Source organism: Oceanihabitans sp. 2_MG-2023 (genome assembly GCF_030547245.1).
Lineage (GTDB): Bacteria > Bacteroidota > Bacteroidia > Flavobacteriales > Flavobacteriaceae > Oceanihabitans.
This window is the reverse complement of the sequence record NZ_JAUOQT010000002.1, coordinates 100,617-124,966: the sequence shown is the minus strand read 5'-3', so window position 1 is coordinate 124,966 and position 24,350 is coordinate 100,617. Positions and strand designations below refer to the sequence as shown.

22 protein-coding genes are annotated in these 24,350 nt (G+C 32.3%); 13 read left to right on the top strand and 9 right to left on the bottom strand.

The features are described from left to right. Positions 1 to 35 precede the first annotated feature (35 nt). From Q4512_RS04530 to Q4512_RS04520, 3 genes are all read left to right on the top strand, one after another. A complete protein-coding gene (locus Q4512_RS04530) occupies positions 36 to 2,276 on the top strand; it encodes a TonB-dependent receptor (protein ID WP_303422060.1) in 2,241 nt (746 codons plus the stop codon). A 21-nt stretch (positions 2,277 to 2,297) separates the two neighbouring features. Continuing rightward, entirely contained in the window at positions 2,298 to 2,654 is a 357-nt protein-coding gene (locus Q4512_RS04525) for a heavy-metal-associated domain-containing protein (protein ID WP_303422057.1), read from the top strand. Positions 2,655 to 2,726: 72 nt separating this feature from the next. Further along, a complete protein-coding gene (locus Q4512_RS04520) occupies positions 2,727 to 3,068 on the top strand; it encodes a GIY-YIG nuclease family protein (RefSeq protein WP_303422055.1) in 342 nt (113 codons plus the stop codon). Between the two features lie 164 nt (positions 3,069 to 3,232). Here Q4512_RS04520 and groL read toward each other — a convergent pair whose 3' ends face one another. The 8 genes from groL to miaB form a co-directional block, all read right to left on the bottom strand. Further along, positions 3,233 to 4,867, bottom strand: a complete 1,635-nt coding sequence (gene groL / locus Q4512_RS04515) for a chaperonin GroEL (RefSeq protein ID WP_303422052.1) — start codon at positions 4,865 to 4,867, stop codon at positions 3,233 to 3,235. Between the two features lie 66 nt (positions 4,868 to 4,933). Then, entirely contained in the window at positions 4,934 to 5,212 is a 279-nt protein-coding gene (locus Q4512_RS04510; RefSeq protein WP_303422050.1) for a co-chaperone GroES, read from the bottom strand. 179 nt (positions 5,213 to 5,391) lie between these two features. Beyond that, positions 5,392 to 5,724: a preprotein translocase subunit SecG gene (gene secG / locus Q4512_RS04505; protein ID WP_303422048.1), complete on the bottom strand. Its 333-nt coding sequence runs from the start codon at positions 5,722 to 5,724 to the stop codon at positions 5,392 to 5,394. Between the two features lie 3 nt (positions 5,725 to 5,727). Next, positions 5,728 to 6,654: a hypothetical protein gene (locus Q4512_RS04500; protein WP_303422046.1), complete on the bottom strand. Its 927-nt coding sequence runs from the start codon at positions 6,652 to 6,654 to the stop codon at positions 5,728 to 5,730. 80 nt (positions 6,655 to 6,734) lie between these two features. Then, a complete protein-coding gene (locus Q4512_RS04495; RefSeq protein ID WP_303422044.1) occupies positions 6,735 to 7,241 on the bottom strand; it encodes an LptE family protein in 507 nt (168 codons plus the stop codon). 71 nt (positions 7,242 to 7,312) lie between these two features. Further along, entirely contained in the window at positions 7,313 to 7,510 is a 198-nt protein-coding gene (locus Q4512_RS04490; RefSeq protein WP_303422043.1) for a hypothetical protein, read from the bottom strand. 60 nt (positions 7,511 to 7,570) lie between these two features. Beyond that, positions 7,571 to 8,830, bottom strand: a complete 1,260-nt coding sequence (locus tag Q4512_RS04485; protein WP_303422041.1) for a sigma-54-dependent Fis family transcriptional regulator — start codon at positions 8,828 to 8,830, stop codon at positions 7,571 to 7,573. Between the two features lie 3 nt (positions 8,831 to 8,833). Beyond that, complete coding sequence (gene miaB / locus Q4512_RS04480; protein ID WP_303422039.1) at positions 8,834 to 10,282, bottom strand: tRNA (N6-isopentenyl adenosine(37)-C2)-methylthiotransferase MiaB; 1,449 nt, start codon at positions 10,280 to 10,282, stop codon at positions 8,834 to 8,836. Between the two features lie 194 nt (positions 10,283 to 10,476). On the opposite strand from miaB, the gene Q4512_RS04475 reads away from it, so the two are divergent. The 9 genes from Q4512_RS04475 (at position 10,477) to Q4512_RS04435 (ending at position 21,737) form a co-directional block, all read left to right on the top strand. Then, on the top strand, positions 10,477 to 11,232 hold the full coding sequence (locus tag Q4512_RS04475; RefSeq protein WP_303422036.1) for a hypothetical protein: 756 nt from the start codon (positions 10,477 to 10,479) through the stop codon (positions 11,230 to 11,232). A 25-nt stretch (positions 11,233 to 11,257) separates the two neighbouring features. Then, positions 11,258 to 12,007, top strand: coding sequence for a hypothetical protein (locus Q4512_RS04470; RefSeq protein WP_303422034.1), 750 nt, complete (start codon positions 11,258 to 11,260; stop codon positions 12,005 to 12,007). Between the two features lie 140 nt (positions 12,008 to 12,147). Continuing rightward, on the top strand, positions 12,148 to 14,655 hold the full coding sequence (gene topA, locus Q4512_RS04465) for a type I DNA topoisomerase (RefSeq protein WP_303422032.1): 2,508 nt from the start codon (positions 12,148 to 12,150) through the stop codon (positions 14,653 to 14,655). 7 nt (positions 14,656 to 14,662) lie between these two features. Continuing rightward, complete coding sequence (locus Q4512_RS04460; protein WP_303422030.1) at positions 14,663 to 15,829, top strand: formimidoylglutamase; 1,167 nt, start codon at positions 14,663 to 14,665, stop codon at positions 15,827 to 15,829. A 162-nt stretch (positions 15,830 to 15,991) separates the two neighbouring features. Further along, a complete protein-coding gene (gene gldK / locus Q4512_RS04455; protein WP_303422027.1) occupies positions 15,992 to 17,356 on the top strand; it encodes a gliding motility lipoprotein GldK in 1,365 nt (454 codons plus the stop codon). A gap of 71 nt (positions 17,357 to 17,427) precedes the next feature. Continuing rightward, positions 17,428 to 18,063, top strand: a complete 636-nt coding sequence (gene gldL / locus Q4512_RS04450) for a gliding motility protein GldL (protein ID WP_303422024.1) — start codon at positions 17,428 to 17,430, stop codon at positions 18,061 to 18,063. Between the two features lie 46 nt (positions 18,064 to 18,109). Then, positions 18,110 to 19,675, top strand: a complete 1,566-nt coding sequence (gene gldM, locus Q4512_RS04445; protein WP_303422021.1) for a gliding motility protein GldM — start codon at positions 18,110 to 18,112, stop codon at positions 19,673 to 19,675. Positions 19,676 to 19,716: 41 nt separating this feature from the next. Further along, positions 19,717 to 20,616 carry a gliding motility protein GldN gene (gene gldN, locus Q4512_RS04440; RefSeq protein WP_303422018.1) on the top strand — a complete coding sequence of 300 codons (900 nt, stop codon included), beginning with the start codon at positions 19,717 to 19,719 and terminating at the stop codon, positions 20,614 to 20,616. A gap of 80 nt (positions 20,617 to 20,696) precedes the next feature. Beyond that, a complete protein-coding gene (locus Q4512_RS04435) occupies positions 20,697 to 21,737 on the top strand; it encodes an FAD-binding oxidoreductase (protein ID WP_303422015.1) in 1,041 nt (346 codons plus the stop codon). A 188-nt stretch (positions 21,738 to 21,925) separates the two neighbouring features. Here Q4512_RS04435 and Q4512_RS04430 read toward each other — a convergent pair whose 3' ends face one another. Beyond that, positions 21,926 to 22,312 carry a DUF983 domain-containing protein gene (locus Q4512_RS04430; protein WP_303422013.1) on the bottom strand — a complete coding sequence of 129 codons (387 nt, stop codon included), beginning with the start codon at positions 22,310 to 22,312 and terminating at the stop codon, positions 21,926 to 21,928. A gap of 84 nt (positions 22,313 to 22,396) precedes the next feature. Between Q4512_RS04430 and Q4512_RS04425 the strand changes: the two genes are divergently transcribed. Beyond that, positions 22,397 to 24,304 (top strand): ABC-F family ATP-binding cassette domain-containing protein, encoded by a 1,908-nt coding sequence (locus Q4512_RS04425; RefSeq protein ID WP_303422011.1) that lies wholly within the window; start codon positions 22,397 to 22,399, stop codon positions 24,302 to 24,304. Positions 24,305 to 24,350 lie beyond the last annotated feature (46 nt).

The window sequence follows — 24,350 nt, the reverse complement described above, 5'->3', positions numbered from 1 at the left end:
GGATGTTAAAGAATAATTTATTGACTTAATAAAACATGAAAAAAATATTATACATACTATTCATGCTTCCTTTTGCTATTTTTTCACAAGAACAAATTAGTGGAATAGTTTTGGAAGCCAGTGAAAAAAAAGAGCAAGTACCTTTGTTTGGAGCAAATGTGTATTGGCTAGAAACTTCTGTTGGAACCACCACAGATTATAACGGGAATTTTACGATTCCGTATAACGAATCCTATAAAAAACTTGTGATTAGTTATGTTGGTTTTAAAACGGATACATTACATATTGTTAAACCAGAAAAAGTTCAAGTACAATTAGAATCTAAAAGTGATTTAGATGAAGTTACAGTAACTTCAAGAAAACAAGCAACTGCTAAATCGTATTTAAATGCTACAAATACCTTTACGGTAAGTAGTAAAGAGTTGCTAAAAGCGGCTTGTTGTAATCTCTCAGAAAGCTTTGAAACAAACCCATCTATCGATGTCAATTTTGCAGATGCAGTAACCGGGACTAGACAAATTAAAATGCTAGGATTAACTAGTCCTTATTTATTAATTGCTACAGAAAATATTCCATCTATTCGTGGAGCATCACAAGCTTTTGGATTAAGTTTTATTCCTGGAACTTGGGTAGAAAGTATTCAAATTACTAAAGGAGCAGGAAGTGTAGTAAATGGTTATGAAAGTATAGCAGGACAAATAAATGCAGAGTTAGTGAAGCCGTCTACAGACTATAAATTGTTTGCTAATCTCTATGGTGCAAGTAATACACGATTCGAATTAAATACGCATTTTAATACTAAGGTGAGCGAGAAATGGGATACAGGAATTTATCTACATGGCAACACGCATAATACAAAACATGATGTGAATAACGATGGTTTTTTAGATATGCCTTTGTATAATCAAGTTAATCTAATGAATCGTTGGCAATATACCAATCTAAAAAAAGGGTTTGTAAGCTTTATTAACTTTAAGTTTTTAAATGATGAAAAACAAACAGGTGAAGTAGATTTCGATCCAAATACAGATAAAGGAACAACCAATGCTTGGGGAGGAGAAATAGACACAAAAAGATATGAGGTTTCTTCAAAAATAGGTTATGTAAATCCAGAAATTCCATGGCAAAGTGTTAGTGTTCAAGCCGCTTTTAGTAGGCATACTCAAGATTCTTATTTTGGATTAAATGATTATGATATTACTCAAAATAGTTTATACTCAACTATAATTTACAACTCTATTATTGGCGATTCCAGAAGTAAATTTAAAACAGGGGTTAGCTATACTTACGATCATTATGATGAAGTTGTAAATACAACAGATTTTGGAAGAAATGAATCGGATTTTGGTGTGTTTTTTGAATACGCTTACGATAATTTAAAGAACCTAAATATTACCGCTGGTATTCGTGTAGATACTCATAATTTATTAGGAACGTTTGTTACACCGAGAGTACACGCTAGATATACGCCTTGGGGGAAATCTGCTTTAAGGGCTTCTTTTGGAAGAGGAAAACGTAGTGCTAGTATTTTTGCCGAAAACCAAAGCATTTTTTCTACATCAAGAACTATAAATATTGTGAATACTGGTGGAGAAATTTATGGTTTAGATCCCGAAATAGCATGGAATTACGGAGTGTCTTTTTTACAAGGATTTAATTTATTTAATAGAAAAGCAGATATTACTTTAGATTATTACAGAACCGATTTTGAAAACCAAGTGGTTGTGGATTATGAGAATCCGCAAGAAGTGAATTTTTATAATTTAGAAGGAGAAAGCTATGCGAATAGTTTTCAAATAGAAATGAATTATAATGTTTTTACTAATTTTGATCTTCGTTTGGCATACAAATATTACGATGTGCAAACACAATATGGAAGTGAAAAATTAGAAAAACCTTTAGTGCCTAAAAATAGATTTTTTGTAAATGCATCTTATGAAACTCCTATTAAAGAAGGCAGAATGGGGCGTTGGAAAATGGATGCAACGTTTAATTGGTTAGGGAAACAACGTTTTTCATCTACAGAAGGTAATCCTTCGCAATACCAATTAGGAGCATATTCCCCAACTGTAGCTACTCTAAATGCACAAATAACCAAAGTGTTTTCTCCAAAATTTGAAGTATATTTAGGAGGTGAAAATATTACAAATGTTAGACAAAATAATCCCATTTTAGGCGCAGATGATCCTTTTGGTGCAAATTTTGATACTACATTTGTATACGGACCAATATATGGTTCTAATTATTATGCAGGATTACGATTTAAAATTCAATAACATAAAATAATATATAATAACATGAAAAAAATAATTGCATTAACCGTTTTAATGTTTGTAGGTCTAACTGCTTTTGCTCAAAATAAAAATGCAAAAGCATCTATTGAGGTAGATGGAGTTTGTGGTATGTGTAAAGACCGAATTGAAAAAGCATGCTTTAAAGTTAAAGGAGTAAAATCTGCAGTTTGGAGTGTAGAAACGCATGAGTTACAACTTATCTATAATGATGGGAAAACGAATCTAAATGAAATTCATAACAGTATTGCTGCAGTAGGACACGATACAAAAGAGATAAAAGCTACAAAAGAAGCGTATGAAAGTGTACATCCTTGTTGCAAGTATCGAGATGAAGAAGTGAAAGAAGATCATAAAGAATAAGAAAACAATAGTAAATAGTAAGAAATAAGTAGAAAAGCCTGAATTTTAATTCAGGCTTTTTATTTTTACCAAATGCCATATAGAATATACGTTATAGAATTATCTAAACGCGTTTTTACAGAAAATGCAAAGTTTAGAAATGCAAATCCGCAATTTAATGGCGTCTTGCAATGCTTGTATGTTGGTATGACTAGTAAAACACCAAAAGAACGTTTTGCACAACACAAAACGGGCTACAGAAACAAAAAAGGTTATAAACTATCCTCAAACATTGTTGAAAAATATGGCTTGTATTTAAGACCAAGTTTATACAACCATATAGAGTCAATTACAACTAGAGCAGAAGCTTTAAAAATGGAAGAAACTTTAGCTTTAGAGTTACGTAGACAGAAATATGCGGTTTGGTTTAATTAAAAAGTTTTTTGTGAAATAAGAATAACTTTATTAAATAAATTAAAAGGCTAAACAAAAAAAATGCTCCTAGAAATATCTAGAAGCATTTTAATGATTTATGTATTAGATACTTACTGATGCGTTATTTACATATGAGTGAGTAATCTGTTTACAGCGATTCGCCATTACATCATTCCTGGCATTCCACCTCCCATTCCTCCTGGCATAGCAGCAGGAGTGTCTTCTTTAATGTCAATTAAAGCACACTCTGTAGTTAAAATCATTCCAGCAACAGAAGCTGCATTTTCTAAAGCAATTCTTGTTACTTTTTTAGGATCGATAATTCCAGCTTTAAGCATATCTACATATTGATCTGTTTTAGCATCGTAGCCAAAGTCTTTTTTACCTTCTAATACTTTGTTTATAACAACACTTCCTTCACCACCTGCATTTTCTACAATAGTACGTAAAGGAGATTCAATTGCTCGGTTTACAATTTGTACACCTGTAGTTTCGTCTAAGTTTTCAGTAGTAATTTTTTCTAATACTTTTTTAGCACGAACTAAAGCAACACCTCCACCAGCAACAATGCCTTCTTCTACAGCGGCACGTGTAGCATGTAAAGCATCATCTACTCGGTCTTTCTTTTCTTTCATTTCTACTTCACTAGCAGCGCCAACATAGAGTACAGCAACCCCACCTGCTAATTTTGCTAAGCGTTCTTGAAGTTTTTCTTTGTCATAATCACTAGTTGTAGTTTCAATTTGTGATTTGATTTGATTTACTCTGTTTTTAATCATGCTTTTATCTCCAGCACCATTAACCACAGTCGTATTGTCTTTATCAATAGTAATACGTTCTGCAGTACCAAGCATATCTAAAGTAGTATTTTCAAGTGTAAATCCTCTTTCTTCAGAAACTACAGTACCACCAGTTAAAATAGCAATATCTTCTAACATTGCTTTACGTCTGTCTCCAAATCCTGGTGCTTTTACAGCAGCAATTTTTAAAGAACCACGTAATTTATTTACTACTAAAGTTGCTAATGCTTCACCATCTACATCTTCAGCAATAATTAATAAAGGTTTTCCAGACTGTGCTACAGGTTCTAAAACAGGTAGTAAATCTTTCATTGTAGACACTTTTTTATCGTACAATAAAACGTAAGGGTTTTCTAAATCTGTAATCATTTTGTCACTATCTGTAACAAAATAAGGAGATAAGTAACCTCTGTCAAACTGCATACCTTCTACAACATCTACATAAGTATCTGTTCCTTTAGCCTCTTCCACAGTAATCACTCCTTCTTTTCCAACTTTACCAAATGCCATAGCAATTAAATCGCCAATTACATCATCGTTATTTGCAGAAATAGAAGCAACTTGTTTTATTTTGTCTGAAGAGTTACCAACTTTCTTTGTTTGTTTTTCAAGATCTTCAACAATCGAAGTAACCGCTTTGTCTATTCCACGTTTTAAATCCATTGGGTTTGCACCAGCAGCAACATTTTTTAAGCCTTCTTTTACAATTGCTTGCGCAAGAACTGTAGCTGTAGTAGTACCATCACCTGCAAGATCATTTGTCTTACTTGCAACTTCTTTTACCATTTGCGCTCCCATATTTTCTAAAGGATCTTCTAATTCTATTTCTTTTGCAACAGAAACTCCATCTTTAGTTACTTGAGGAGCACCAAAACTTCTGCTAATAATTACATTACGTCCTTTTGGTCCTAGCGTTACTTTTACTGCGTTTGCTAATGCATCTACACCACGTTTTAACCCGTCGCGTGCATCTATATCAAATTTTATGTCTTTTGCCATAATGATTTTTTTAATTGAAATTAATTGTTTGTTGAATAGATTCCGCATCAAGTGCGGAATGATAGCCTAGATAATAGCCATGATATCTTCTTCACGCATCATTAAATAGTCGTTACCATCTAATTTTAATTCGTTTCCTGAATATTTTCCGTAAAGAACAGTGTCTCCAACTTTCACTGTAAGCGGTTCGTCTTTTTTGCCTGTTCCAATAGCTATAACAGTACCTTTGTGTTGTTTTTCTTGAGCGGAATCTGGAATAAATAAACCAGATGCTGTTTGCGTTTCTGCAGGAAGTGGTTCTACTAGAACACGATCTGCAAGAGGTTTAATGTTTACTTTACTCATGATATATGTTTTATTTATTTATAATAATATTGATGTTTTAATTGGAAGCTAAAAATGTGCCAATAGAGTAGGACTGACAAAGTTACCGAATGTTCAACTTTTCCTGTTATAGAATTAAATTTTGGATAAAAAAAAATGCCAACTTTAAGGTTGGCATTTTAAATATTTTAAAAAACAGATTACTCAGCAGGAGTGTTTTCTGTTTGTGCAGGTGCAGTTGGTACTTCCACAGGAACTTCGATGTTATTTGTATCTAGTGCTTTAGATTCTGTAGTTGTTGTTCCGTTGTTAATTGCAACGTTTGAAACTAAAATTAATACAATTAAAATAGTTGCAAGCGTCCATGTGCTTTTATCTAAAAAGTCGGTTGTTTTTTGAACACCACCTAATTGTTGTGTTCCACCACCACCAAAGGATGATGATAAACCTCCACCTTTTGGGTTTTGTACCATAATTACTACAACTAGCAAAAATGCTACTACTACTATTAATATTAAAAATACTGTAAACATGAGTTATTCTTTATTGTTTTGTTCTTGTAATTGTTTTACTGCTTTAATTTGGTCTGCAAAGAAACCACTTTTTTCTGGATATTTCAAACTTAATATTCTATAAGATTGTAATGCTTTTTTATAGTTTTTTTGTTCTACATAAATTCGAGCTAATGTTTCGGTCATTAGTGCTTCTGGCTGTATCATTTGCTCTTCGGCAATATTTATATTTGCTTTAGCCGTTTTTATTGGTTTTAGCTTAGGGTTTTTTGTTATAAATTTTTCTATAAGATCAAATTTTTTCTCTTTTTCCGTTTTTATTTCCTCTACTATTTCTTGTTCTTCTTGGCGTACAATAGGAGTGAACTTTGCAAGTTTTAGCCACTCGTTAAACGAATGTGTTTCTTTAGAATTAAACTGTAACGGTTTGCCAAGGTTTAAAATTTCGTTTGCAGAAAATGTTTCATCCGTTTTTTCTTCTTTAGATTCTTCTATTTTTTCAGAAACATCTAAATTGAAATTTGCGATTTTTGAACGTTTTATTTTTGGTTGAAATAACTCTGGGTCTAAAACACCTGTGGTATCTTTTATTTGTTGTTTTAAAGCATCATCTATTGTGACGTTTTTATTTACCGAAATATCTTCAACATCTACTGGGATTTCTTTTAGGTGTTCAATGTTTTGTTTTATGTGTTGCGATATTTCATTTTGTAGAAATTCTTGTGAAGTAATAAAATCGAACAAAATACTTCTGTCTGTAGTGTAACTTGCTGTTTTTTTTAATTCTTTATTGTAATTGAAACTTTCTTTGTTTTTTAGCCCTTTTAAGTAGATGGCTCTTGCAGATTGACAATACGGAAATGCGTCAAGAATGGTTTTTAATGCTTCGGTTTGTGAAACGGTAACCTCTTGAGGATGTTGTAATAAATATGTAAAATCTGTATTATTCATTGACTATGTCAAATTTACTTTTTTTTGGGAGATTTCTCAACTCCATTCGAAATGGTAATGTTTTAAAACTAAAATTAAGATTACCATTTAGCTAATGATGCATTGAAAATATCTTGGGTTAAGCGTTCAAAAATTTCTTCAAAAGCAGTTGCTTTAATTGTGCCAACAAGTTGTTCGCTTCCTCCATAATCGTAGTAAAAAGAAAAGCGCTGTTCAAAATCATCCTCTTCATTCTTTTTATTATAAAAACGCACATTTACACCAATTGTTAAACGGTTTTGTGCAGCAGTGTTCGATGATGTTGCTGTGGTTGGAGAAATTCTATATTCTACAATTTCGCCTTCGTAAACCAAATCTGCATTAGAGTTTACTAAACTTAAATTAGTTTGATTTGTTATTAAATCTTGTAATGCTATTGTGAAATCTCTGTTTAGACCTGGCTCTACTAAAATGGCATTATTTTGAAAGTAGTTTACTTGAAATGTTTTTATATTAGAAGAAATAGATGCTCCTGTAAAGGAGTATGGACCACAAGTAAAGAGTGTGGTTGTTATAAGAAAAAGGAATATAAATTTTAAGTTTTTCATAAGTAAAAAATGCTTCACTTCGGCTGCGCTACGTGCAGACTTGCTTAGCGTGACATTTATTTTAGTACTAATTAATAGGTATTCGGTTTTTTCATAGTTATGTAAGCATAAATATATCCTGCATTATCTGCTACATCAAAATCTGCATTAATAAGTCGGTAACCTTGATAATGTTTTTCGTTTATTAAATCTTCTGCCTCTTGTCTTATGGCCTCAGAGCTGTTACGACTAAACGATTTTCTGATTAAAAATATTTCTACTGCTTTCATTTATTTGTTTATAGGATTTCAAAAATAACTTTTTATTATTTTGATTTTCATAAAATTTTGTTACAAATCAAATTGCTTTATTTTTCTATATAAAGTTCTCTCGCTAATGCCAAGTTCTGCTGCTGCTAATTTACGTTTTCCTTGATGACGTTCTAAAGATTTTTTAATTAGTTCTAATTCTTTATCGTGTAAAGAAAGGGTTTCCTCTTCTTCAATTTCTTCGGCGAAATGATATTTATCGGATGCGTCTTGTATTGGTTTTGGAGTTACGTTTTGCGGAATAGACAATAATTCTACATCTTCTTTAGCGTCTTCAAAATTAGCATCTTCCTCGTTGCCGTATATTTTTTGAATTAAGCTTTCGTTTTTTTCTTGAACTTCGGTTGCATTACCATTTTTCATGAGCTCCATAGTAAGCTTTTTAAGATCGTTTAAATCGGCTTTCATATCAAACAAAACCTTGTATAATATTTCACGTTCATTACTAAAATCGCTTTCTGCTTTTGTGTTTTTAATTACTGCAGGTAAATTGGTGCTTCCAGTTGGTAAATATTCTTGTAGCGAAGCAGCATTTATAGTTCTATTCTGCTCTAAAACCGAAACCTGCTCTGCGACATTTCGTAATTGCCTAATGTTACCAGACCATCTAAATTTTAAAAGTAATTGTATCGCATCTTCTGTTAATTTGATGGTTGGCATTTTGTATTTAAGAGCAAAATCGCTAGCAAATTTTCTAAATAGTAAATGAATGTCTTCTTTACGTTCGCGAAGTGCAGGAAGGTTAATTTCTATAGTGCTTAATCGGTAGTATAAATCTTCTCTAAATTTTTCTTTTTTAATGGCATCAAACATGTTTACGTTAGTAGCAGCAACAATGCGTACATCTGTTTTTTGTACTTTACTCGAGCCTACTTTAATGAATTCGCCATTTTCTAAAACACGAAGTAAACGTACTTGTGTTGTTAATGGTAGTTCTCCAACTTCATCTAAAAAAATGGTTCCTCCATCGGCTACTTCAAAATATCCATTTCTGGTAGCTGTAGCTCCAGTGAAGGCGCCTTTTTCGTGTCCAAATAGTTCCGAATCGATGGTTCCTTCCGGAATTGCACCACAGTTTACCGCTATATATTTGCCATGCTTTCTATGGGAGAGCGAATGTATAATTTTAGGAATACTCTCTTTACCAACTCCAGACTCTCCAGTTACTAAAACCGAAATATCTGTTGGTGCTACTTGTATGGCTTTTTCTATGGCACGATTAAGTGTTGGGTCGTTACCAATGATGCCGAAACGTTGTTTTATGGATTGAATGGATTCCATGAATTAATTATTTTTAGAATATCCCAAAGGTTCACCAATTAAGGTGGTCTTTGTAACTCTAGTAATTTTTATGTTTACAAAGTCGCCAACTTTATAGTTTTCTTTAGGGAAAACACAAAGCAGGTTTTGGCTGTTTCTACCAGACCAATCTTGATCTCCTTTTCTAGCTTCTTTTTCTATTAATACTTCTACTGTTTTACCAATAAAAGATTGGGTTTTTTCTAAACTATGTGCTAATTGTAAGTCGATAACTTCTTGTAAGCGTCTTTTCTTCACTTCTAGAGGGATATCGTCTTCCAGCTTACGTTCTGCCATGGTTCCTGGTCTTTCTGAATACGCAAACATATAGCCAAAGGCATATTTTACATATTTCATTAAACTCAAGGTGTCTTGGTGGTCTTCTTCAGTTTCTGTTGGGAAACCAGTTATCATATCTTGGCTAATCGTGCATTCTGGAAGAATACGCTTAATATTATCTATAAGCTCCATATACTCTTGACGTGTATGCTGTCTGTTCATTTCTTTTAGAATACGATCGCTTCCGCTTTGCACTGGTAAATGTATATAGTTGCATATGTTTTCGTATTTCGCCATGGTTTCTACAACATCTAATGTCATGTCTTGTGGATTAGAAGTAGAAAAACGAATGCGCATTTTTGGTTGTGCTTCTGCACAAAGCTGTAATAGCTTTGCAAAATTTACTGCAGTTGCTTTTTGCATTTCGGTAGCTTTTACAAAATCTTTTTTCAAGCCTCCTCCATACCAAAGGTAGCTATCTACATTTTGTCCTAAAAGCGTAATTTCTTTGTAACCTTTACTCCAAAGGTCATTAATTTCTTCTATAATACTTTGGTGATCTCTACTTCGTTCTCTTCCTCTTGTAAAAGGAACAACACAAAACGTGCACATATTGTCGCAACCACGAGTAATAGATACAAAAGCTGTAACACCATTGGTGTTTAAGCGTACAGGCGAAATATCTCCATAGGTTTCTTCTTTAGATAAGATCACATTTATAGCGTCTCTACCATCATCTACTTCTGCTAGTAGATTTGGTATATCTTTATAGGCGTCAGGACCAACAACTAGGTCTACGATTTTTTCTTCTTCTAAAAATTTGCTTTTTAAGCGTTCTGCCATACAGCCTAAAACACCTACCTTCATTTTTGGGTTAGTTGTTCTTTTTACTTTGTTATATTTTTCTAAGCGTTTTCTAACGGTTTGCTCTGCTTTATCACGAATAGAACATGTATTTACTAAAACCAAATCTGCATCTTCTAGATTTTGAGTAGTGTTAAAACCTTGGTTAGATAGAATAGAAGCTACAATTTCACTATCGCTAAAATTCATAGCGCAACCATAACTTTCAATAAAAAGTTTTCTTGTATTCCCTTCTTTATTTTCTATAACAAGGTTTTCTCCTTGTTTTTTTTCGTCTATTATTTTTTCCATCTTTAGTTTTCCGTGCAAACGGAATAATTCATTTCCCATAAAATTGGGAATCTGTTAATTGAAATAAATTTCTGTCAATAAGTATGCAAAGATACGATTATTTTAAGTAAAGTGACAAAGTGACAGTGTGTAATTTTTTTGAAATATTTATTAATAATTACCTATTTTTGAAACACTAACCAATACGATAAATAATGACATTTCAAGAATTTGAAAGTAAAGTGCAAAATGCCAAAGCGTTAGATTTTGGTGATATTTTTAATAAAAGTATAGAGCTTTTTAAAAAAGTTTGGGTACAAGGATTAATTATGATGCTTTTAACCATGTTAATTATGCTCCCGTTTTACTTTATTATGTATTTGCCTTTAATAGGAGCCGGAATAATGGACCCTACTTCTTTTGAGTCTGGAGATCCTAATTTCTTTATAATGATACCTTTCTTTCTATTAATGCTAGTTTTTGGTGTAGTAGCAGGTGTAATTGGTTTTGGTATGCGAGCTGGCTTTTATAGAATTTGTAAAATGAAAGACTTAAATGAACTAGGGAAAGAGGATTATTTCTATTATTTTAAAAGGCCTTATTTGGGAAAGCTAATAAAACTATCCCTTGCAATAGTTGGAATTTCTTTTGTTGCTATACTTTTATGTTATTTGCCATTTTTTTATGTAATAGTGCCAATAACATTAATGAATTTGATTTTTGCATTTAACCCAGAACAATCCGTTTCCGAAATTATTAAGTCTGGTTTTGCTTTAGGAAATAAAAAATGGTTCATTACTTTTGGACTCGTAATCGTGAGTTCTATTTTAGCTTCCATTGTAGGTATGATTATGTGTTTTGTTGGTATTTTTGTAACAACATCTTTTGCATATATCCCTGCGTATTATATATACAAAGATGTAATAGGGTTTGAGGAAATGGAAGAAATATCAAAAATTGGAAACGAATAGTAACTTTTCATTTAAATAAAATAGAATGACTTTTCAGGAATTTGAAACACGATTACTAAAAGCGAAAACTCTAGATTTTGGAGCAATCCTGGACTATTCTTTTCAATTGTTTAAAAAGATATGGTTGCAAGGTTTTTTAATGATTCTAATTACAATGATTTTTGGAGTGCTAATCGCTCTAGCATTCGTGTCCATCGGATTTATTCCAAATCCATATGATGTTGCAGATTTTCAAGGATTAAATTTCTTTACTATCTATGCAAATAGCGCTGTAAAGAACTTGCCACAAAGCTTAGTGTTATCTCCTGTTTTGTTAGGCTTGATGGCTGGTTTTTATAGGGTTTGTAGACAAGAGGATTTAATGCAAGAAAAAAAAGACGACCTTTTTTATTTTTTTAAAGGCGAGAATTCTAGAAAGGTTATGGTTCTAGGTGTGGTTTATGCGTTAATTACAGCCGTAGCTCAAGCTCTTTTTATAATACCATATATATATGCTTCTATTCCGTTGTTATATTTTGCTGTTGTTTTTGCGTTTAATGAAGAATTAAGTGAACTTGAAATTGTTAAACTGAGTTTTAAATTAGGAACAAAGAAATGGTTTTTAACCTTTGGATTGGTTTTTATTACTGGTATTATAGCTATGTTAGGTATTTTGGCTTGTGGTGTAGGAGTTCTATTTACGATGCCTCTTATTTATCTTCCAATTTATTTTATATATAAGGAAGTGGTTGGTTTTGATGATTTTGAAGAATTGGACCAAATAGGAAATATTTAACAACAATATTTTTTTAAATAAAAGCCTGTTAATTCAGGCTTTTTTCATTTTTCTTTCTAAAGAATTATAGACCCTAAAAATAATAAATTAGGAACGTGAATTTTTTTTCGCATACCTTTGCATTCTGAAAAAATAGAAATATGGCGAAGAATTTAGTTATAGTAGAGTCACCAGCAAAAGCAAAAACTATTGAAAAATTTCTTGGAAAAGATTTTAAAGTAGAGTCTAGTTTTGGGCATATTGCAGATTTACCTTCTAAAGAATTAGGAGTAGATGTAGAAGGTGATTTTGATCCTAAATATGAAGTATCTAAAGATAAAAAGGCAGTTGTAAAAAAACTGAAAGATTTAGCCAAAAAAGCAGAAATGATATGGCTAGCTAGTGATGAGGATCGAGAAGGAGAAGCAATTGCTTGGCATTTAGCCGAAACTCTAAAGCTGGATAAGGAAAAAACAAAACGTATTGTTTTTCATGAGATTACTAAAACAGCAATTAAAAATGCAATTGAGAATCCTAGAAGCATCGATTATCATTTGGTTGATGCACAACAGGCAAGAAGAGTTTTAGATAGAATTGTTGGTTATGAGCTTTCACCAGTTTTATGGCGAAAAGTAAAAGGAGGTCTTTCGGCAGGACGTGTACAATCGGTTTCTGTTCGATTAATTGTTGAAAAAGAAAGAGAAATTCAAAACTTTAAAGCAGAAGCATCTTATAGAATTGATGCCGAGTTTTCTAATGAAGCAGGGCAATCCTTTAAAGCAAAGCTTCCTAAGAATTTTGCAACAAAAAAAGAGGCTTACGCATTTTTAGAAAGTAATGCAGCAGCAGATTTTAAAGTTGCAGATCTTCAGAAAAAACCAGCGAAAAAAGCACCTGCAGCACCTTTTACTACTTCAACATTACAACAAGAAGCAGCAAGAAAGTTGTATTTTTCAGTAGGTAAAACCATGAATATGGCACAACGCCTTTATGAAGCAGGTTTAATTACCTACATGAGAACAGATAGTGTAAACTTATCGGATGAAGCAAAAAAAGGAGCGCAAGCAGAAATAGAATCTGCTTATGGCGAAAAATATAGTAAACCAAGAAATTACAAAGGGAAATCTAAAGGTGCTCAAGAAGCGCATGAGGCTATTCGTCCTACTAATTTTGCAACACACTCTGTAGCTATTGATAGAGATCAAGCAAGACTATACGATTTAATTTGGAAACGTGCGATTGCATCACAAATGAGTGAAGCACAATTAGAACGTACAAATGTTAGAATAGCATCTTCAAAAAATAGTGAAATATTTACTGCAAATGGGGAGGTTATTAAATTTGAAGGGTTCTTAAAAGTATATTTAGAAGGAACAGATGATGAAGATGTAGAGCAAGACGGTATGTTGCCTGCAATGAAAGTAAATGAAACACTTTTAAATAATTACATAACAGCAACAGAGCGTTACACAAGACCGCCAGCAAGATTTACCGAAGCATCTTTGGTGAAGAAATTAGAAGAACTTGGAATTGGTCGTCCTTCTACCTATGCGCCAACTATTTCTACCATACAAAATAGAAATTACGTTGAAAAAGGAGCTGTAGATGGCGTAGCACGTGATTATACACAGCTTACTTTAGAAAGCGGAAAGGTAAAAGATCTTGTGCTTACCGAAAAAGTTGGATCTGATAAAGGGAAATTAGTACCAACAGATATTGGTATGATTGTAACCGATTTTTTAGTAAACCATTTTGAAAGTATTTTAGATTACAACTTTACAGCTAAAGTAGAGAATCAGTTCGATGATATAGCAGAAGGCAAAAAAGATTGGAAAAAAATGATGAAGTCATTTTATAAGACTTTTCATCCTAAAGTAGAAGACGTTCAAGAAAATGCCGAAAGAGAATCTGGAGAACGTATTTTAGGGGAAGATCCAAAAACAGGAAAACGCGTAAGTGTTCGTTTAGGTAAATTTGGCCCAATGGTACAAATTGGTACTGTAGATGATGAAGAAAAACCAACTTTTGCAAGTCTTTCGCCAGACCAACAATTAACATCGATTACTTTTGAAGAAGCAATGGATTTATTTCAACTTCCTAAAGATTTAGGAACTTTTGAAGGCGAAGAAGTACAAGTAAATAATGGTCGTTTTGGTCCTTATGTAAAGTTTGGGAAAGCGTATGTGTCATTGCCAAAAGGAACAGATCCTTTAAGTGTAGAACTAGATGATGCTATTGTTTTAATAAAAGAAAAGCAAAAAGCAGATGCTCCAATTTATCATTATAAAGAATTGCCAGTGCAAAAAGGAAAAGGTCGTTTTGGTCCATTTATTAAGTGGAACAACATGTTTATTAACGTAAATAAAAAATACGATTGGGATAATCTATCCGATAATGATATTGTAACACTTATTGAGGAAAAAATTCAAAAAGAAATAGATAAAGTTATTCACCATTGGGAAGAAGAAGGAATTAAAGTAGAAAAAGCAAGATGGGGAAGACACAATATAATTAAAGGTAAAACTAAAATTGAATTACCAAAAACAGTCGATGTAACTAAGTTCACTTTAGAAGAAGTGCAAGCTATTATTGAAAAGAACGCACCAAAAAAGAAGGTCGCTAAGAAAAAAGCCCCTGCAAAGAAAAAAACAACAGCAAAAAAGAAATAAATAGTACATGAACTTTAATTTTCTATCACCAGTTTCAGATTCCGTTTTAGCCCATAATGAGTTATTACCAGAACAAGCTCTAGGTCGAAAATTAAAAATACATTCTAATCAAGAAGGGATTCCAGATTTAGAAGGTGTGCAATTGGCTATATTGGGTGTTTTAGAAACTAGAAACGATATTAACTATATTGGTGAAGATTTTAATTTAAATGAGATACGTAAATCTTTCTATGCCCTTTTTCCAGGGAGCTGGAACACAAGTATTGCCGATTTAGGAGATATTAATAAAGGAGAGTCTATAGAAGATACCTATTTCGCCTTAAAAACAACTATTGCTATTTTAGTGCAAAAAGGAGTTATTCCAATAATAATAGGAGGGAGTCAAGATTTAACCTATGCCAACTATCGTGCTTACGATAACATTATACCAATGGTAAATATTGTTAATGTAGATTCTAAATTTGATTTAGGGGATTCAGCTAAACCCATTAAGAATACAAGTTTTGTTGGGAAAATAATATTAGACCAACCGTTTAACTTATTTAATTATTCGGCAATTGGTTATCAAACCTATTTTAATTCGCAGGAAGAAATAGATTTAATGGAGAAATTATATTTTGATGCCTATCGCTTAGGAGAGGTGTCTAATGATATTACCATTGTAGAACCTATTATGCGAGATGCAAATATTGTAAGTATAGATTTAGGAGCTGTAAAATCTTCCGAAGTTAGTTTAAATCAAAAAGTATCACCTAATGGTTTAGATGGTAAAGAAGTATGTGCTATTTCGCGTTACGCAGGAATTAGTAATAAAGTAACTTCCTTTGGCCTTTGGGAATATAATCCATCTAAAGATGATGAAATTACTTCAATGCTTATATCCCAGATTATCTGGTACTTCATAGAAGGAGTAAATTATAGAGTAAAAGATGATGATTTTAAAGATGAAAATAATTATCAAAAATTCATAACATTAATAGAAGATCAAGATTTAGTCTTTTATAAAAGCATAAAAACAGGTAGATGGTGGATAGAAATACCTTTTTTAAATGAAGTGAATAATAAATTAAAAAGACATACGTTATTACCATGCATGCATCAAGATTATGTAGACGCTTGTAATAATATTATACCAGAACGTTGGTATAAAGCATTTCAAAAGAATTGTGTGTAAATATAAAAACACGTTGAAATAGTTGTTTTGTCGTTAAAATGTTTTATTTTTACGACGAAACGTATTTTTTTTATAAAAAAGTTGTTTTTTAAAAAATATATAAATATGTTTACGCTCTTAAATTTTGAGCATAGAATAATTAACCTCGAGTTTTCAATAAATATGAAGAATTTTCTTTTATTAACAGTAGTTTTAGCATTCCTTTCAAGTTGTGGTTCTGGAGACAGAGGCCAGTTAGTTGGTGTTAAAGGAAAAAAATGGCATCCAGAAAAACCTTATGGTATGGAATTAATTCCTGGAGGAGCATTTATTATGGGTAAATCGGATGATGATTTAGCTGGTATTCAAGATGCGCCAACTAAAACGGTTACAGTAAGATCGTTCTATATGGATGCAACGGAAATCACAAACAGTGAGTATCGTAAATTTGTACAATGGGTTAGAGATTCTACCATTAGAACAAAATTAGCAATATTAGCAGACGAAGTAGGAGCTACTCCTGGAGATGGTGGTATTGGAGATTATGCATTTAAAGATGCAGACCCAGAAAATATGAATGCATACGAACAATATATGTATGACAATTATAGTGGAATGGGAGAAACTGGTTACGAAGGAAGAAAATTAAATCACGATGTAGATTTACTTTTTGACACTTCAGAATATCCAGATGAATACTATGTAGAAGTAATGGATACTATGTATTTGCCAATAGAAGAGTCTTATAACGGGCAACGTACATGGGATGTGTCTAAATTTAAATTTCAATACACATACATGGATATTGAAAAAGCTGCTAAAGCTAAAAATAAAGGTCAGAAAAGATCAGAGTTTTTAATTACAGAAGCTGTAGAAATCTATCCAGACACAACAGCTTGGATTAGAGATTTTGCATATTCTTATAACGAACCAATGCACAACGATTATTTCTGGCATGACGCTTACGGAGAATATCCTGTAGTAGGAGTTTCTTGGAAACAAGCTAAAGCATTCTGTGAATGGAGAACTTTATATCACAACGCATACAGAAAAGAAAAAAATCAACATTTTGTAAACGAATATAGATTACCATCTGAAGCAGAATGGGAATACGCTGCAAGAGGAGGGTTACAAGGAGCAACTTTCCCTTGGGGAGGACCTTATGCTAAAAACGATAGAGGATGTTTTATGGCAAACTTTAAGCCTTTAAGAGGTGACTATGCTGCAGATCAAGCTTTATATACGGTAGAAGCTAAGTCATACGAACCTAATGACTTTAACTTATACAATATGGCAGGTAATGTTTCCGAATGGGTAAGTGCATCTTACGATCCTGGTTCTTATGAGTATGTATCTACAATTAACCCTAGTGTTAACGATGTAAATAATCAACGTAAAGTAGTAAGAGGTGGATCTTGGAAAGATGTAGCCTACTATTTACAAGTAAGCTCAAGAGATTATGAATATGCAGATTCTGCAAGAAGTTATATTGGCTTCAGAACTGTTCAGGATTATATGGGTACAGACGTTACAGCTAACGCAAGATAAAAAATAACCAAATTAATTATAAACAATAATAATCAACTTAAAAAGTAGCAATACTAAAAAAACTAAAAATTATGGCACAAAAAGGTAAAATCACAGTAACTAATATGATCTACGGATTAGGAGCAGCAATTGTAATCGTTGGAGCTTTATTTAAAATTCAGCACTGGCCTTATGGTTCTGAAATCTTAACATTAGGTATGATTGTGGAAGCATTAGTATTTACATATTCTGCATTTGAGAGACAAGCAAGTGATTTAGACTGGTCTTTAGTATATCCTGAATTATCAGGAGGAGCTTCATTAGGTGCTAAAAAAGTAAAGGAAGAGCCTAAAGATGCAGAAGGATTACTTTCTAAAAAATTAGATAACTTATTAAAAGAAGCTAAAATTGATGGCGAATTAATGGCAAGCTTAGGAGCAAGTATCAAAAACTTTGAAGGTGCTGCTAAAGGAATTTCTCCTACAGTAGATGGTATTGCTGCACAAAAGAAATACAGCGAAGAAATGTCTTTAGCTGCTGCTCAAATGGAATCTTTAAATAGTTTATATAAAGTGCAAATGGAATCTGCTAGTCGTCAAGCATCGATTAACGAAGAGTCTGTAGAAAATGCAAACAAATTAAAAGAGCAAATGCAATCTTTAGCTTCAAACTTATCTTCTTTAAATGGGGTATATGGAGGAATGCTTACTGCAATGAACAAAAACTAATTAGTTTTATTAACTAATATTTATTAACCAATAAAAACTAATTAACATGGCAGGAGGAAAAGCATCCGCAAGGCAGAAAATGATTAACTTGATGTATTTAGTATTCATCGCAATGATGGCTATGAATATGTCTAAAGAAGTACTTTCAGCATTTGGACTGATGGATCTTAAGTTCGCAGAATCTAATACTGTAGCTACTGAAAAAAATAGCGCATTATTAGCAGATTTAGAAACCAAAGCGGAAGAAAAGAAAGAAGAGTTCGCAGTACCTTTTAATAAAGCTACTCAAGTTAACGCTGTTTCAGATAAATTTTATAAATATATTGGTAGTTTAAAGGCCGATTTATTAAGAGAAGGAAAATATGCTGTTGTACCAGAAACTGGAAAGTTACCTTTCGAAGCAATGGATAAAACAGATATCCTTGACGAAATGTGGTTTACTGGAGATCGTTTAACAAAAAAAGGAGACGAAGTAATGGCTGCAATTGCAGCATACAAGAATGATATTAAAGAAATTCTTGGTGGTGATGTAAAGTATAATAAAGCTATAGAACGTTTTGAAAAACGTTTTTCTACAGCAGATGTTGAAACTAAAGACGGAATAAGTAAAGGATGGTTAGACTATAACTTTCAAGGTTTTCCAGCTATCGCATCATATACAAAGTTAACTGCAATGCAGAATGATGTAAAGATGACCGAAGCAAATATGTTCAACCTGTTTTTAGGAAACAGTTTAGATGAAGCGGTATCATTAAAAAAATATCAAGCTATTGTATTAGCAGATAAGTCAGCATTCTTTGCAGGAGAAAAATTTCAAGGTAAAGTTGTTTTAGGTAAATATGCTAATGTAACACCAACTAAATTATCTGTAAATGGTAAAGAAATTAACATAGCAGAAGCTATTGACTCTACAGGAGCAGCAAAACTAGATTTTACTGTAGGTAACGTTGGAGAACAAGATATTAAAGGGGTATTCACTTTTTTAGAAGATGGTAAGCCTTTAGAAATTCCTATCGTAGGAAACTACGTTGTAGTGCCAAGACCAAATTCGGCAACAATTTCAGCAGATAAAATGAATGTAGTGTATCGTGGTGTTACAAACCCAATGACTATTTCTTTCGCTGGTGTACCTGACAATAAAGTGTCAGCTAGTGGAGCAGGTTTAAGTAAAGGATCTGGAACTGGTAAATATAACATGGTACCAACTACAGGTAAAGAAGTAACTATTAACGTAAGTGCTAAGCTTGATGATGGTTCTTCTGCTTCCGATAGAAAAACATTTAGAATTAAAGATATTCCTAAACCTTCTGGTCAAATGGCTGGTAAAACAGGACAATTTAGTTTACCAAGAAACAATGTTGAGATTGGTAAAGTACAAGCTGTCTTAGAAGATTTTGATTTCGATTTACCTTTAAAAGTAACCTCATTTAAATTTAAAGTTCCTGGTTCACCTAGTGTAACTTGTCAAGGTAATAGACTTAACTCTCAAGCTAAATCAGCTTTACGTAAAGCGAAGCGTGGTTCTGATGTGCAAATATTTGATATCAAATCAAGTAGTAATGGACCAAGAATTAAACCAGCAGCACCAATTATTATTCAGTTGTCTAACTAACCAACTCAATAGTATTATTAATTAAAATTAATTATTGTAAGATGAATTATAAATCTTTTTTATTAACCATTTTTAGTGTAGCCCTAACAACTACAGGGTTTTCGCAAGCAAATATTTTAAATGCGAAAACACCTCAAGAAATAGGGGTTAGAACTGAAGCACAGAAAGCTGTAGATAATGATAAACCATTAGAATACGGTTATGTAGATGATAGAGACATTATGTACTCTAAAATGACTTGGGAGAAAGTGGTTTTAGATGAGCGTGTAAACTTTCCTTTATATTATCCTGTGGATACCAATAATATTGGAAGCAACAGACGTTCTTTATATGATGTTTTAACAAAAGCAATTCGTGAAGGAGATATAGAAAATGTATATGATGATTCTTATTTTACAGCAAAACGTAGTCTTAAAGATTTAAAAGATATAACTTCTAAAGTGGATACTTTAGATATTGGTTACGATCAATTAAATGCAGACGGTTACGTAGATGCAGAATATATTACTAAAAGAGAAATATCTTCTTACGATGTAAGTGCATATTTAATTAAAGGTCTTTGGTACTTTGATAAACGTCAGGGAGAACTTAAATATAGATTGTTAGGTCTTGCTCCAGCAGCAGCCGATGTAAACTTTATTGATAGTGATGACGAAGAGAATAAAGAACCAAACCCTTTATATTGGATATTCTTTCCAGACGCAAGAGATGTTTTACATGAAGCAAAAACATTTAATAATAAAAACAGTGCTGTGCCATTCACGTTCGACCATATTTTAAACTCTAGACGTTTTAACGGCTATGTGTATAAAGAAGAAAACGTTTTTGGAGATAGAACAGTAGATGAATATATTACCGAAAATGCTTTAATGCAATTATTAGAATCTGATAGAATTAAAGATAAAATCAGAAACTTTGAAATGGACATGTGGTCATACTAAGGCTTTCTTAAAATAAAAATAGCGCTCACTAGAAATAGTGGGCGTTTTTTTGTACAGTAAAAATAGTACTTTTGTTATTTATGAAAAATGTAGATTATATAATAGTTGGTAGTGGTTTAGCAGGAATACATTTTTGCGAACAGTTACAAGCAAATAATAAAACTTTTATGGTGTTCGATAATCAATCGCAACACTCTTCTGTAGTAGCAGCTGGATTATATAACCCTGTTGTTTTAAAGAGGTTCACTTCAGTATGGAAAAGTAAAGAGCAACTGCAACTTGCATTACCTATTTATAATAAATTAGAAAAAGATCTAAATATAACTTTAGATTATAAAACGCCAGTGTATAGGAGGTTCTCTTCTGTCGAAGAACAAAACGATTGGTTCACTGCTTCCGATAAAACAGCACTTTCCGAATATCTTTCTATAGAAATTATTAAAAATAATAATTCAGCTATTGATGCTAATTTTGGCTTCGGAAAAGTTTTAGAAACAGGAAGAATAGATACCAAACTATTAATTGAAAGTTATAAAAAACAACTATTAGAAAGAAATCAGTTAGTAGAAGAAGACTTTAATTATGAAGATTTAATTGTAAAGAAAGAACTTCAATATAAGGATATAACAGCAAGACATATCGTCTTTGCCGAAGGTTTCGGAGTGAAAAAAAACCCGTTTTTTAAAGATATTCCGTTAAAAGAAGTAAAAGGAGAATTACTAACCATTCATGCTCCAGATTTAAAAATGGACTATATATTAAAATCTAGTGTGTTTTTAATTCCTATTGGAAACGATTTGTACACCATTGGGGCTACCTATAACTGGAATGATAAAACGAACAACATAACAGCTAAGGGAAAAGAAGAGCTCTTAAAAAAGCTTAAAACGTTTTTAAAATGTGATTTTAAAGTGGTGAGTCAAGTTGCCGGAATACGACCAACTGTTACAGACAGAAGACCACTAGTTGGTAAACACGAAATACATAAAAATATGTACGTGCTCAATGGTTTAGGTACACGAGGTGTTATGATCGCTCCTTATGTAGCAAAACAACTATATCATTTTATTGAAAGTAATAAAGATTTAGAAACCGAAATTGATATTTCTAGATTTAAGTAATTTCGATTACATGTAGATGGGTCCCTATTTTTACTACATAAAAGAGAAAGCTGGTTGCGTTAGCGATTGCAATGGCATCCTTTTTTACGTTAGCTCGAGCGAAATTGCTTTTTTAGCAATTTGATATCGAGAATAAGAAAAAAAGATATAATGAAAAGCGCGACCCTTGTGGTAACGCCCCAAAAAAACTACTTTTTCTTAACCAAATTCTTATCGTAACTCATAAACATGTTTATCCATATATTTCTAGATAAACGCATGATTATTGGAGCAAAAACAACTAATGTTCCAATTATAGAAATAAAAACATAATGTAAAGTTGCATTAAAAACCAAACTACTTATTACAAAAGCAGCTACAGCAAAAGCAATACCAACAGCATAGCTAACATACATTGCTCCATAAAAAAAAGAAGGTTCTATCTTATATTTCGTATTGCAATGTGAACAATTATCATTCATTTTTAAAGTCTTAGATAAATGATACGGGTTTTTATCGCTATACATAGATTCTTGATGACATTTAGGACAAGAACCTGTTAAGATACTATATAATTTTGAGCCTTTGTTAAACATATTATTTATGTACTTTTGCAAATTAGTGGTTATAACAAAATTAGCCAATATTTATTTAATACCTGTAACAATTGTTACCAAACTATGCTTAATATACACAATCTATCTATATCTTTTCAAGGCGAATATTTATTCGAAGAAATTACTTTTAAATTAAATTCTGGCGATCGTGTAGGTTTAATTGGAAAAAATGGAGCTGGTAAATCTACCATGCTTAAAATTTTATCGAAAGAGTTTGAACCAGATTCTGGACAAATAGCATCGGATAAAGATTTAAAAATTGGTTTTTTAAAACAGGATATTGATTTTGTTTTAGGAAGAACAGTATTAGAAGAGTCTTACCAAGCTTTTACCGAAATAAAAAAAATAGAAGCTCAACTAGAAGAAATAAACACGCAACTTGTAGAACGTACCGATTACGAAAGTGAAGCATACCATCAAATAATGGTTGATCTTAACGATTTACAACACCAATACGAAATTATTGGTGGATATAATTACCAAGGCGAAACTGAAAAAATTCTTCAAGGTTTAGGGTTTAAAAGAGAAGATTTTAATAAACTTACCGATACTTTTTCGGGAGGTTGGAGAATGCGAATTGAATTGGCAAAACTACTTCTTCAAAATAATGATTTATTACTATTAGATGAGCCTACCAATCACTTAGATATTGAGTCTATTATTTGGTTAGAAGGCTTTTTAAAAAATTATGCTGGAGCAGTAGTAATTGTTTCACACGATAAAATGTTTTTAGATAATGTTACTAATAGAACTATTGAAATTTCTTTAGGAAGAATTTATGATTATCCGAAACCGTATACGAAATACTTAGTGCTTCGAAATGAAATTAAAGCACAACAATTAGCTTCTCAAAAAAATCAGCAAAAACAAATAGAACAAACCGAAAAGCTTATTGAAAAATTTAGAGCCAAAGCTAGTAAAGCTACTATGGCACAGTCTCTTATTAAAAAGTTAGATAGAATTGATCGAATTGAGGTAGATGAAGATGATAATAGTGTGATGACTCTTAATTTTCCAGTTTCTATAACACCAGGGAAAGTAGTTGTAGAAGCAGATAAAATATCTAAAAATTATGGCGATAATCAAGTGCTTTCTCAGGTTAGTATGATGATTGAACGCGATGAAAAAACGGCATTTGTTGGTCAAAATGGTCAAGGGAAGTCTACGCTAGCAAAAATTCTAGTTGGCGATTTGCAACATGATGGTCATTTAAAACTTGGGCATAATGTGCAAATTGGGTATTTTGCACAGAACCAAGCAGAGTATTTAGATGGTAGTAAAACCGTCTTAGATACTATGATTGATGCTGCAAACGAAACCAATAGAAGTAAGGTAAGAGATATTTTAGGTTCTTTTCTTTTTCGTGGAGACGAAGCAGAAAAATACGTAAGAGTGCTTTCTGGTGGTGAACGTAACCGTTTAGCTCTTGCCAAATTAATGTTACAGCCTTTTAATGTGCTTATCATGGATGAGCCAACCAATCACTTAGATATTAAGTCTAAAAATGTTTTAAAAGATGCTTTACAACGCTTTGAAGGAACCTTAATTCTGGTGTCTCACGATCGTGATTTCTTACAAGGTCTAACCGCAACAGTTTACGAGTTTAAAGACGAAAAAATTAAAAAATATTTAGGAGATGTAGATTATTACTTAGAACAACGTAATGTCGAGAATTTGCGTGAAGTAGAAAAGCGCACGGTAGTGAAATCTACTCCTAAAGAAAAGAAGACGCAGTCTTACGAAGATCAGAAAAAAGTAAAGTCTTTAAACAATAAACTTAGCAATACAGAGTCTAAAATAAATCAGTTAGAAAAAGAGATTAAAGAAATAGATGTCGAACTAGCAGTAAATTATGATGAAGTAGCAGCAAAGCCAGGGTTTTTTGATGTTTATCAAGCAAAAAAAGAGAAATTAACCCAACTTATGGAAACCTGGGAAGAAATTACTTTACAGTTAGAAGATTACGCTTAATTTTTTTAGGTTTTTTTTAACGTTTGAAGGTTAAACTAAAGCATAG